At 36.6% G+C, this 12,112-nt stretch carries 11 protein-coding genes; all 11 read right to left on the reverse strand.

The window, feature by feature from the left end:
• Positions 1 to 649: carboxypeptidase-like regulatory domain-containing protein (locus ABWO41_RS00990; protein WP_353132153.1), on the reverse strand; the 649-nt coding region annotated here is incomplete at its 3' end.
• Between the two features lie 192 nt (positions 650 to 841).
• The gene (locus ABWO41_RS00995; RefSeq protein ID WP_353132155.1) at positions 842 to 1,714 is read right to left on the reverse strand and encodes a hydroxypyruvate isomerase family protein; all 873 of its coding nucleotides are present in this window, start codon (positions 1,712 to 1,714) and stop codon (positions 842 to 844) included.
• Positions 1,715 to 1,724: 10 nt separating this feature from the next.
• Positions 1,725 to 2,951, reverse strand: a complete 1,227-nt coding sequence (locus ABWO41_RS01000; protein WP_353132157.1) for a nucleoside permease — start codon at positions 2,949 to 2,951, stop codon at positions 1,725 to 1,727.
• A 71-nt stretch (positions 2,952 to 3,022) separates the two neighbouring features.
• Entirely contained in the window at positions 3,023 to 3,703 is a 681-nt protein-coding gene (locus tag ABWO41_RS01005; RefSeq protein WP_353132159.1) for a 3-keto-disaccharide hydrolase, read from the reverse strand.
• Positions 3,704 to 3,709: 6 nt separating this feature from the next.
• Positions 3,710 to 4,093, reverse strand: coding sequence for a c-type cytochrome (locus tag ABWO41_RS01010; protein WP_353132161.1), 384 nt, complete (start codon positions 4,091 to 4,093; stop codon positions 3,710 to 3,712).
• Positions 4,094 to 4,096: 3 nt separating this feature from the next.
• Complete coding sequence (locus ABWO41_RS01015) at positions 4,097 to 5,149, reverse strand: sugar phosphate isomerase/epimerase family protein (RefSeq protein WP_353132163.1); 1,053 nt, start codon at positions 5,147 to 5,149, stop codon at positions 4,097 to 4,099.
• Positions 5,150 to 5,219: 70 nt separating this feature from the next.
• On the reverse strand, positions 5,220 to 6,368 hold the full coding sequence (locus ABWO41_RS01020; protein ID WP_353132165.1) for a Gfo/Idh/MocA family protein: 1,149 nt from the start codon (positions 6,366 to 6,368) through the stop codon (positions 5,220 to 5,222).
• Positions 6,369 to 6,371: 3 nt separating this feature from the next.
• Positions 6,372 to 6,944, reverse strand: coding sequence for a gluconate 2-dehydrogenase subunit 3 family protein (locus ABWO41_RS01025; RefSeq protein WP_353132167.1), 573 nt, complete (start codon positions 6,942 to 6,944; stop codon positions 6,372 to 6,374).
• An 18-nt stretch (positions 6,945 to 6,962) separates the two neighbouring features.
• Positions 6,963 to 8,642: a GMC oxidoreductase gene (locus ABWO41_RS01030; protein ID WP_353132169.1), complete on the reverse strand. Its 1,680-nt coding sequence runs from the start codon at positions 8,640 to 8,642 to the stop codon at positions 6,963 to 6,965.
• Positions 8,643 to 9,300: 658 nt separating this feature from the next.
• Complete coding sequence (locus ABWO41_RS01035; RefSeq protein ID WP_353132171.1) at positions 9,301 to 11,007, reverse strand: T9SS type A sorting domain-containing protein; 1,707 nt, start codon at positions 11,005 to 11,007, stop codon at positions 9,301 to 9,303.
• Positions 11,008 to 11,041: 34 nt separating this feature from the next.
• The gene (locus tag ABWO41_RS01040; RefSeq protein WP_353132173.1) at positions 11,042 to 11,974 is read right to left on the reverse strand and encodes an endonuclease/exonuclease/phosphatase family protein; all 933 of its coding nucleotides are present in this window, start codon (positions 11,972 to 11,974) and stop codon (positions 11,042 to 11,044) included.
• Between the last annotated feature and the right edge of the window lie 138 nt (positions 11,975 to 12,112).

Here is a 12,112-nt window from a genome sequence, read left to right on the forward strand (position 1 = left end):
TATATACATAATCCAGTCGTGTATTCGAATCCGACGCTTTTTTATCAGGCTCTGTACTAGGCAACACTGCTCCATTCAATAAAGTAGAATTATATCTGTCAGATAGTCCGCGAATAACGACGAACTTATTGTCCTGAATACTTGTTCCACTCACCCTTTTCAAAACTTCAGATGTATTTCTATCTGGTGATTTTTTAATTTGATCGGCACTAATCCCATTCGAAATACTAATATTATTTTTTTGTTTGGCATACAGAGCGCCTACTGTTTCCTGTTTATAAGAAGCTGTAACCACAACCTCCTTTAAACTTTGTGTAGCAGACTGTTCTAACTGTACATCTACCGTAGTAACCTGGCCGGCCTTAACTTCTACAGCTGTAATCGTCTTGGGCTGATAACCAAGGTATCTAAAAGTTAAATTATATTTTCCGGCAGCGAGACCTGTTAAAGAAAACCTGCCCTCCACATCGGTAAGCGTACCTTTTGTGGTACCTTCTATACCAACTGCAAGACCAATAAGTGTTTCACCATTAGCCTTATCAACAACTTTACCTGTAATTTTTGCAGTTTGAGCAAATATTAGATTTGAGGTAAAAAGCATTAGCATAAAAACTACTATGCTAAATGTGTTAAATTGTTTTTTATTCACTTTTGCGTTATTTAATTGTTGCAAAAGTATTATGAGTATATTACCGACTTGTTACCTCATAATTAACTATCAATAACCAATATGTTAAGTAAATATTAAGAAGTACAGATACAGTTTCGAAGAGCTGGATTTTGGCAAAATAAAAAAGCCCTTCCACTATACAGGGGCTTTTTTATTTTTGAAACTCATATCTTAAACATCACAAATGGCTATTGCCTCTTCTAAAGACTCTAATTTGTTTTTCTTTTTGGGAATAAATTCCTGTGCCACATATCCTTTGTAGCCCGTAGCTACAATAGCCCGCATAATAGCTGGGTAATTCAATTCCTGAGTTTCATCAATTTCATTTCTGCCGGGAACTCCTGCAGTATGATAATGACCAATATATTGATTAAACGTTCTTATTGTATGGATCACATCCCCTTCGTCAACCTGCATGTGATAGATATCATAAAGCAGTTTAAAATTTCCAGAACCTAATCTCTTTGCTATTTCTGCGCCAAGATGAGTTCTGCTTGCAAAATAATCTTTATGATTTATCTTGCTATTCAGCAATTCCATAACCAGGGTCACATTATGTTTTTCTGCTAATGCAATTATTTTTTGTAAACCTTGAACACAATTATTAATCCCTGTTTCATCATCCATACCTCTTCTATTACCACTAAAACATATCAGGTTTTTGTAACCGGCTTTGGCTACTTTGGGAATCATTTCGGTATAGCTGTCAATTAATTTCTGATGAAAATTAGGCCCTGCAAAACCATCTACCAAATTAATTTCAGCTCCATTGCACATGCTGGAATCTAAACCATGCTTTTTTAAAATACCCCATTCATTCGGTCCTACCAGATCTATAGCTTTAATTCCAATTCTCTTAGCTTCTATACATAATTGCTCAAGACCAAGATATTGATACGTCCACTTGCATACAGCATGGTTAATATTACCCTTAAGTTTCAATTGATTTTCTTTTTTAATATCAAAAGATGATAAAATTCCCGTTGTACCAACAGCAACTGCTCCACCTATTACACTTTTTATTGCTTCTCTTCTGTTTGCCATTACATTTTTATTAAGCTTCAACATTTTTCTTCTCTTTAAAAGAGATGGCAAAAATAACTAAAACAGCCGCAGCAATACCTGCCGGAATTAGCCATATCATATTCCAGTTAAAAGTATTTTCTGTTAATTTATAGCTATCTGTTATTGTACCTGCTACCCAGAAACCTATTAACATACCCACACCGTAAGTTGCTAAAGTAATCATACCTTGTGCTGCACTTTTAATATGTTCTCCAGCTCTGGCATTGGTATAAATTTGCCCTGAAACGAAAAAGAAATCGTAACAAATACCATGTAAAGCTATTCCTAAGATCAACATCCATGAAGCGGCACCTGCATCTCCATAGGCAAAAAATGCATAACGAAGTACCCATGCTAGCATACCCGCCATTAATGTTTTCTTAAATCCGAATTTTTTAAAGAATACCGGAAGCAATAAAAGGAAAAAAGCTTCAGAAATCTGTCCAATAGTCATTTTCCCTGTAGGATTTTCGAGACCTACATTAGTTAGAAAAGGATTTGCATTCTGATAGTAAAAAGCTAAGGGGATACATATCAATATAGATGATATAAAGAACACCAGAAAATCGCTGCTTTTCAATAATTTTAAAGCATCTAATCCTAAAATTCCTGACACACTTACCTTTTCCTCTTTATTGGCCTTTGGTGGTGTTTTTGGTAGAGTGAAGCTAAATATCCCCAGAATAGCAGAAGCAATACCGGCCATTAAAAATGTATTCTTCAAAAGCCCCGAAGCTATCCCTTCTGCAGAATCCCAATGAAAGATGTAGCTGATGGTTAACCCTGCAGCAATCCAACCTATTGTTCCCCAAACTCTAATGTTTGAAAACTCCTTTTCAGGGTCACTCATTTGATTAAACGAAACGGAATTCACCAGTGCCAGCGTTGGCATATAAACGATCATGTATGCAAATACATAGGGATAAAATGCAGAAAAGTCTTGTGAAGTAAACATCTGATACATTAAAAATGCACCAATTAAATGTAAGACTCCTAATATCCGCTCAGCATTGAAATATCTGTCTGCTATAAGTCCAATAATAAACGGTGCAATGATTGCTCCGAAAGACTGAGTGGAAAATGCGGCTGCAACCTGCGCCCCACCTGCATTTAAGTTGCTACCTAAGAAGGTTCCTAATGTAACGAACCATGCTCCCCAGATGAAAAACTCGAGGAACATCATAAATGATAGCTTGATACGATTAATACTTGTCATGTTTTGGTTTGGTTTAATTGATTTTATAAGTCTGGAGACTTTACTGACTATTTATTACTAGCTGCTGATTTTTATAATCTTCTAATTTTGATATTTCTGAACCATACGTCGTCGCCATGGTCTTGTAAAGCAATTTTACCTTTTTTATACCTTGCAAAATCTGGCATTGTTTTAAACTTACTCGCTGCAACCATTTTATGCCATTCATCATCCCACATTGTAGTTTCAACAACTTTCTCCCCATTTAAAATGAATGTCAGCTTCGCATCTTTTAATATAATTTCTGCCTTGTTCCACTCACCAACAGACTTTGCCATTTCCTTTTTACTAGGGATAAGATCGTATAAGTCTCCTGCTCTATGTTTAAATATTTTTCCATCAGGATGTCCATCGTTATCCAGAACCTGCATTTCCGGACCAGTTAAATAAGGTTGCTTATATTTCGTAAGGTCTTCATTCACTAAAAATATAACGCCGCTATTTCCTTTTTTTGATATCTTCCATTCTAGCTGCAAATGGAAATTATCATATTCCTCATTGGTTATCAGGTTTCCTTTCTGTGATTTATCTTCAATTTTAGAATTGAAATACAATATACCATCTTTAAATTCCCATGCTTTGGTAATTTGATCTTTCCCGTAAACATGCCATTTATCTGCTCCCGACAAATCTTCCCATTGCTTTTTCGACTTCTGTGCGTAACTCAAACTAAACGCAAATATCATGGGAACGACAAACAAAAAAAGTCTCATAAAATTTTAATTTTTTAATGTAAAAATATAATTTACTATTTCTTTGAGATCGGATTCACTTAATTGTGGATGCGGTGTCATTGGAACATCTCCCCAAACACCCGAGCCTCCTTTTACAATTTTATCTGCAAGGTATTTTTGATTTTCTGCTGTATTATCATATCTGTTGGCTATATCTGTATAAGACGGACCTACTAATTTACTTTTATCAGCATGGCAAGCAGAACAATCTGATTTAGCTATTAATTCTTTGCCTTTATGTTCCTGTGTAACTTCTGCCTCAGTATTCGATTGAGTTTGGTTATTATCTGTATTTTCCTGGTTTCCTTGTCCTCCACATGCATAAATTACAGCAAATAGTATCGGCACTAATAAATGTCTTTTCTTCATAAATTATATCCCTAAAATTTTCTTATTAAACTCCTCATTTCCTCCAGACTTGGCAAAGTCATCAAAAGCTTTTTCGGTCACTCTTATAATGTGGTCTTTTATAAACTGGGCACCTTCTTTTGCGCCATCTTCCGGATGTTTAATAGCACATTCCCATTCCAAAACAGCCCATCCATTGAAACCGTATTGTGCCATTTTGCTAAAAATAGATTTAAAATCTACCTGACCATCGCCTAATGACCTGAATCTTCCGGCTCTGTCAATCCAATTTTGATACCCACCGTAAACGCCCTGTCTTCCCGTAGGGTTAAATTCTGCATCTTTTACATGGAACATTTTAATTCTTTCATGATAGATATCAATATATTCCAAATAGTCTAGACATTGGATAATAAAGTGAGAAGGGTCATACAAAAGGTTCGCTCTAGGATGGTGGTTTACACGCTCCAAGAACATCTCAAAGCTTATACCATCATGCAAATCCTCACCGGCATGTAACTCAAAACATAAGTCTACGCCATTTTCATCAAAAACATCTAAAATAGGCTTCCATCTTTTAGCCAGTTCATCAAAACCTGCTTCTACTAATCCAGGCGAACGTTGAGGCCAAGGATAAACATACGGCCAAAGCAAAGCACCACTAAAAGTCACATGTGCATCTAAGCCTAAATTTCTGGAAGCTTTGGCTGCATATTTTAATTGCTGGATTGCCCACTCTGTTCTCGCATTAAAATCTGTATGGTATTTTTCCGGAGCGAAGGCATTAAAAAGTTCATTATAAGCCGGATGCACTGCTACTAACTGCCCTTGTAAATGTGTAGAAAGCTCCGTAATTTCTAATCCATGCGAATTAATTCTTCCATTAAGCTCATCTGCATAGGTTTTGCTTTCCGCAGCTTTTTGCAAGTCTATAAATCTATCATCTAAGGTCGGCAATTGCAGGCCTTTAAACCCCAGGCCTTTTGCCCACTTACATATATCATCCAAGTTGTTATATGGCGGATTGTCCGAAATAAACTGCGCAATAAATAACCCCGGTCCTTTTATTGTTTTCATTGTTAAGAGTATTGTGTAATGAGTATTTGAGTATAGCGTAGATCTCTATACGCTATATGCAATCTCGATACTAAATAGTTAATTCAACCCACTTTTGATCTGACTGGCCGGAAGCGATAACTGTTTCTATAAAAGCCATTCCTCTCACTCCCTCCTCTACTCCCGGAAAATCCAAACATTCTTTGGGTACTTCTCTTCCCTGATTTTTATACAAAATAGTTAATGCGAAGTTTCTATATAAATTAGCAAAAGCTTCTAAATAACCTTCCGGATGCCCAGCAGGAACTCTGGTATTATGTGTCGCGAAGGAACCGAGATAAGAAGCTCCTGTCCGTAAAATCTGAGCAGGTTCATCCAGATGTTTCAATACCAGAGAATTTGCATCTTCCTGATGCCATTCTAATCCGCCATTTTCACCGTACACCCTAATTTTCACTTTATTTTCCTCTCCGGCTGCAACCTGACTTGCCATTAACACTCCGCTTGCACCATTATTGAATTTCAATAATACGGCACCGTCATCATCCAACCTCCTATTTTCGACAACTGTATTAATATCCGCACATAGTTTTACCACCTGTAGCGATGTAACGTATTCGGCCAAATTAAATGCATGCGTACCAATATCTCCCATAGCGCCCGCCACTCCACTTTTGGACGGGTCTGTTCTCCAGTCTGCCTGTTTACTTTCTACAGACTTACTTAGCCAACCCTGCGGATATTCTACATATACTTTCCTTATATTTCCCAGTTTTTTCGAAGCCAACTGCTGTCTAGCTTCTTTTACCATTGGATATCCGGTATAAGTATGAGTTAGCAACAACTCTTTACCCGTTTGTTCTTTTAAATGTTTTAATACTTTTGCTTCTTCCAGCGTTAGGGTAATAGGTTTATCCAATATCACATGAAATCCGTTTTCCAATGCCATTTTTGCAGGGGCAAAGTGAACGTGATTTGGTGTAACAATACAAATAACCTGTACTCTTTGATTATCCGGGAGCTGTTTCTCTTTTTCTATTAATTCCTGATAATTTGCATAAATCCTATCGTTGGCAATTCCTATTTCTTTGCCTGTTTCCAAAGATTTCTCTACAGAACTGCTAAAACAACCGGCAACTAATTCATATAAATTATCCATTCTTGCGGCAATCCTGTGTACAGCTCCTATAAAAGCCCCCGGGCCACCGCCTATCATAGCGTATCTTATTTTTTCATTCATTGATTAAGGATTCAAATAAACCGGATCTCCTTTTTTAAATGGAATACAGGCATCAAAACGTCCCGGAACCTCTACATAAGTAAGGTTTTGATTTCCACCTTGTTCAGACGTAAAGTAGCCAAAAATAGCTAACTCTTTAATCATTCTAAAGAAATGCTGAGGATCGCCGTCTTTTTTAGTAATCTGATATTCTTTTTGTTCTGTATCTAATTGCACTAAAAGCTTTTTGCGCTCTGCAGGACTACATTCTGTAAACTTTTTAGAATACTCTTTTTTAGAAAGATCTTCTATTTTTTGCAGGCCATCTATAAATATTTTCTGGTCTTCCGGTGTATAGCAATCTTTTATCATAATTGCCATAAGTTCTCCGGTTTTTGCATCTTTAGCTCCAGGGGTATCGGTCTTGGGAATTATCGTCTCGGCAATTTCATCCATTAACAAAATATTCTCTTTAGAAAACAGATCTTGAACATCTTTAATAGACGATGAACATCCTGTAAGGATAAAAGCCTGACCGCCAACGATACTACCTCCTAATAAGAATGCAACCGAGGATATCGCTTCTCTTCTATTCATTGATTGTATTTTTATTAGTTATAAATTTCCTTTTTTCAATTCAGAAACCGCATGATCTACCGCTCTTGCAGTAAAGGCCATATAGGTTAAGGACGGATTCACACACGCAGCCGATGTCATGAACGAGCCATCTGTAACAAATACATTTTTGGCATCCCAAACCTGATTATGTTTATTCAACACAGAATCTTTAGGATCATGCCCCATTCTGGCGGTCCCCATTTCGTGAATACCCTGTCCAAATCCATATCCCGAATCAAATGTTTTCACGTTTTTCAGCCCTGCTATTTCCAACATTTCTTTCGCGTCATTTGCCATATCTACACGCATTTTTTTCTCGTTCTCCTTAATTTCGGCGTCTATAGCCAAAACAGGTAAGCCCCATTTATCTTTCACCTTTGGATCTAAATAGACTTTGTTCTCATGATATGGCAGAATTTCTCCAAATGCCGTTACCCCCATTCTCCATGAACCAGGTTGAGATAAAGCCTCTTTTAGTTCGGCACCAATACTTAATTCAGCAATCTCTCTGTTCCAGCTTTCCCTGCTTGCAGATCCCTGATAACCGAAACCTCTCAAATAATCTCTTTTGTCTTCTCTGAAATTTCTAAAACGCGGAATATATATGCCATTAGGCCTTCTTCCAAAGTAATATTTATCTTCATATCCCTCTACCTCTCCAGAAGCACCGGTTTTGAAATGATGATCCATTAGATTATGTCCTAACTGACCACTGCTGCTTCCTAAACCACCATCCCATACATCTGTTGCAGAATTCATAAGTACCCATGCAGAATTTAAAGTAGAGGCACATAAGAAAATCACCTTAGCTTTATATTCTATGGTCTCATTTGTTTGCGCATCTAAGACTTCTACACCTGTTGCCTTTTTAGTGTCTTTATCATAAAGAATTTTGGTAACTATAGAGAAAGGTCTCAAAGTGAGATTTCCAGTTGCCATAGCTGCAGGTAATGTAGATGATTGCGTACTGAAATAAGCACCAAAAGGGCAACCCAGTGAACATTTATTACGGTATTGACAATTACTTCTGTTATGATGTGGTCCGGTAACATGCGCTACACGGCCAATAATCATATCTCTTTGTCCTTTGTATTGAGATTTGATACGGGCGGCAACATCTTTTTCCACACAGTTCATATCCATTGCAGGTAAAAAATCGCCATCCGGCAGTTGTTCTAATCCATCTCTGGAACCACTTATACCCGCAAATTTTTCGACATAACTATACCACGGGGCAATTTCTTTATAACGAACAGGCCAATCTATAGCCACGCCTTCTTTCAGATTGGCTTCGAAATCCAGATCTGCTAAACGATAGGATTGTCTTCCCCACATTAACGATCTTCCCCCTACATGATAGCCGCGGTACCAGTCGAATCTTTTTACTTCTACATATGGTGATTCTTTTTCGTTCACCCAGAAATCCGGATTCCTTTCGTTTAAAGGATAGTCTCTTTTCAAGACCGGATAAGCTTCTATAAGTTCTTGTGTTCTGCGTCCTCTGTGAGGAAATTCCCAGGGAGCCTTTGTTGCCGCTGTGTAATCTTTAACGTGTTCTATGTTTCTCCCTCTTTCCAGAAGTATGGTTTTTAAACCCTTTTCTGTCAACTCTTTGGCTGCCCAGCCTCCGGAAATACCTGATCCAATCACTATTGCATCATAAACGTTTTTCGCCATTTTTATTTAGGTTATATTCTATTTATACAAATAAGTTCTGTTTTCGGGTGAAAGCATTCAAAAAATCTTTTTTGTATTTAACAAACGTCAAATACCCCCCAAGCCAATTATTTGTAAATATTTTAATTTAGTTTGTTGAAAATAAAATTAAATATTTACCAATCAAAATTCAAAGTGTACTTTTTACAATAAGTTTCTAGAACGCACGATCTATTCTTCTATCAATCTGTACATTCCAGATTAAATCTAACCAACACATTCAGGACTATTTAAAACCTGAATATCAACAATTAAATTAAATTTCAGAATTGGATAAAGATATTTATCGCCTTTACTTAAAAACAAAAAGAAACTAAAAACCAAATTAACAAAAACAAATAACAACAAAAAGAAATATTCAAACAAAAGAATTAAAGCCTTACCCAGGACTCTTGCTACCTGTAAACAAAGGAAGGTGATTAACCTCGAAATATTGTCTCAATTTAGGAATACAAATATCTCAACTTACTGTAAAACTTAGGTCTGACAAACTATCTTATATAAAAGCTTCCCACTAATCTTATCTCTGTTTGTATATCTTTAAATACGGTATTTTGTTTTCAAGAGTAATAAAATAAGATCTTTTGGAAAGCTTCTCTATTGATTATGTTTTCAATAATTATTTTATAAATTTTATACTGGTTGTTCCATTGTCAAAAAACAATGAAGCTACATAAATCCCTGAACTTAAAGTCAACTGGCTACCAAACATATTATACCCTGCCTTAACTTCTATTTGTTGAGTTAATACTTTGCGACCTATAGCATCTGTTATTTCCACAGTTGCTTTACCTGCTTTTACTGTATACATATCAATGACTAATTCTCCTGAATTTCCATTATACACTTTTAATTCGGTTTGTTTTGGAGTTATACTTACCGGTATTATTTTAGACAATTCTGATTTATTATCAAAATCAACCTGACGTAGCTGATAGTAAGACATCCCGCTTAACGGATTACGATCTATAAAGTTGTATGATTTCTCTTCACTGCTATTACCTGCTCCTTTTTCGATTCCTATTACTTTAAATTCTGTTCCGTCCGAACGCAGTATTTCGAAATGAGAATTATTGTTTTCTGAACTCGTTTTCCAATTTAGCTGCACATGATTATATTGAGATTTTGCTTCGAAGGAGCTTAATTTAACAGGTAGTACAGAATTTTGTACTGGTGCCCATGCGATACTACGGAATTGTTTATTCTGGCCTGTTATATCTAATAATAATTTTGGTGCTCCTCCTGATATTGATATAGGCTCATTATAACCCTTTTCATCTTTAAACAGATATATTTTTGAATCTCCATTAGCAGGATTTGAAGTGTGACTTACTGCAAATAACTTTACCTTTCCAGTTTCAATCTTACCTTCCAGGGATCTTAATTCTTTTACTTCATTCGTATTAGCCCATCCTCCATTATACACCCACTCATCTTCAACTAGTGACCATTTGTGAATCCCTGCCGCAAACCCTCCATTACCAGCAGACGATGCTGTAGTTGTACTAATATAGAGCACTTTTCCGCCGCTAAGATCTGCCATATAAAAATCGACAGCCCCACTAAGACTTAGCGGGTTCTGAGCAGTATATATAGGTGTTACAGCTTTATAGCTACTGTTATTTATTGTGCTTTTAGGCAATCCTGTACCAATTTGGTATAATCTGGTTGAAACTGTAGTATATAACTGATTGTCAAATATTTTTATACACTGGGAGCCTTGTATAGCGGTACCTAAGTTAATAGCGTCATTACCTGATTGCCCTATTGATGCATAATATGGACCACGATAATCAGCCGAAGTAGCTGCTCCTGAAAGCCAAACATCTACACCATCATAAGATGTCGCCGCTCTATAATTTACGCCTGAAAAGATATTAGTTAATTTTAACGTACTGTTGATATTTGCCTGATAGTCTATTCTAGCGACAACTCGTGGAACAGATATTGAAGACTGACTCGCTGCGACTGTACCTGGTGTTACTCCATATCCTGGTATAATTAAATATCTTCCATCATAGGAACGGGTCATATATCCTTCTGCTGCAGTCCACCCAACACATGTAACCGGGTTGTTTGTTCCATCAGCAGCAATAGGCAATGGAACAGTTTGCACAAACTCTAAACTATTACCATCGGCGGACATTTTATATTCATCCAAAAATATTTGTATAGCCTGATTTCCATTATTATTGGGATCATTATTCCCTCCACTTCCCCCAATATTATGACGATACAACACTAAGTTACCCTCTGTAAACGGCCCCTGTGCAAACAAAGTGTTTGCAACCATAACCAAAAGCATTAAAAGTACATTTTTTCTCATTTTTTTAATTTTAAGAGTGTTTTAATTATTTCATTTATTTCGAAAACCTTATTTCTGTTATTACAGGAAAATGGTCTGATGGGTATTTCCCATTAAAAATATCAGTTCTGATGGCCCAGCTATCAACTTTTACAGGCAATGCAGTGCTTAAAAAAATATGATCTATACGTCTGTTATCAACTTTGTTCACATCGTAATCATTGAATGTTCCCCGCAGAGCATTCGTTTTGTTATTGGTGAGGTCATAAGTATCTTTTATATTATTGCCAGACACCATCAACTTATAATAAGTAGTCGTTTGTGCAGAGTTAAAGTCTCCGGTTAAAATAGCAGGATAACCTGTTGTCATTACAGGAATAGTGTCTAAAAGTAGCTGAACACTTTTGGTACGGGCTTCGGTGCCGATATGGTCAAAATGGGTGCTGAAAAAATAAAACTCTTTCTGTGTATTTTTATCTTTTACATGTGCCCAGGTACAAATACGAAACTGGTCCGCATCCCAACCCTTTCCTGCTACCGCGGGTGTTTCTGACAACCAGAACTTACCCCACTCTTTAATTTCTATATTTTCCTTTTTATAGAAAATAGTGACCGAAAGTCTATTATTTACAGTGGTCTCGCCTCTTACATCTGTACCTACAAACGCATATCGGGGCATTAGAACTACCATATCGTCTAACTGTGCTTTAGAGAGCTCTTGCACTCCTACAATATCAGGGCTGTATTTATCAAAAATTTCTTTTACCAGCTCTTTACGACTGCTCCATGGGTTAGTTTCTGTATTAGCAACGCTGGTATATTCTATATTGTAGGTCATTGCTTTTACAGGACTTAACCATTCCTGTTCATTATTATTCCCATTATCCTCACCTTTTTTACCAGAATCACCATCAACGACATCTGTACTTTTACCGCATCCTACAGATACTGCGATTATCAAAACATATATATAATATATCTTTCTCATAACTTATTTACTTTTATTAAAGCAAGTATTTAAAGGTTAAAGCATTGCCATTCGACAATCCAGAGTTGTCGGATAAACATCCTATCCCGAAAGCACACTTCCGGGATAGGCATTAATGCTGCATTTTTTAAAAAGTTC

The sequence above is a fragment of the Pseudopedobacter sp. genome, from assembly GCF_040392825.1.
Classification (GTDB): Bacteria; Bacteroidota; Bacteroidia; order Sphingobacteriales; family Sphingobacteriaceae; genus Pseudopedobacter.

Bases quoted from the DNA above. Each gene is read 5' to 3' on its own strand.
- ABWO41_RS00995 (WP_353132155.1), bottom strand. From the start codon at position 1,714: ATGGCAAACAGAAGAGAAGCAATAAAAAGTGTAATAGGTGGAGCAGTT.
- ABWO41_RS01000 (WP_353132157.1), bottom strand. From the start codon at position 2,951: ATGACAAGTATTAATCGTATCAAGCTATCATTTATGATGTTCCTCGAG.
- ABWO41_RS01005 (WP_353132159.1), bottom strand. From the start codon at position 3,703: ATGAGACTTTTTTTGTTTGTCGTTCCCATGATATTTGCGTTTAGTTTG.
- ABWO41_RS01010 (WP_353132161.1), bottom strand. From the start codon at position 4,093: ATGAAGAAAAGACATTTATTAGTGCCGATACTATTTGCTGTAATTTAT.
- ABWO41_RS01015 (WP_353132163.1), bottom strand. From the start codon at position 5,149: ATGAAAACAATAAAAGGACCGGGGTTATTTATTGCGCAGTTTATTTCG.
- ABWO41_RS01020 (WP_353132165.1), bottom strand. From the start codon at position 6,368: ATGAATGAAAAAATAAGATACGCTATGATAGGCGGTGGCCCGGGGGCT.
- ABWO41_RS01025 (WP_353132167.1), bottom strand. From the start codon at position 6,944: ATGAATAGAAGAGAAGCGATATCCTCGGTTGCATTCTTATTAGGAGGT.
- ABWO41_RS01030 (WP_353132169.1), bottom strand. From the start codon at position 8,642: ATGGCGAAAAACGTTTATGATGCAATAGTGATTGGATCAGGTATTTCC.
- ABWO41_RS01035 (WP_353132171.1), bottom strand. From the start codon at position 11,007: ATGAGAAAAAATGTACTTTTAATGCTTTTGGTTATGGTTGCAAACACT.
- ABWO41_RS01040 (WP_353132173.1), bottom strand. From the start codon at position 11,974: ATGAGAAAGATATATTATATATATGTTTTGATAATCGCAGTATCTGTA.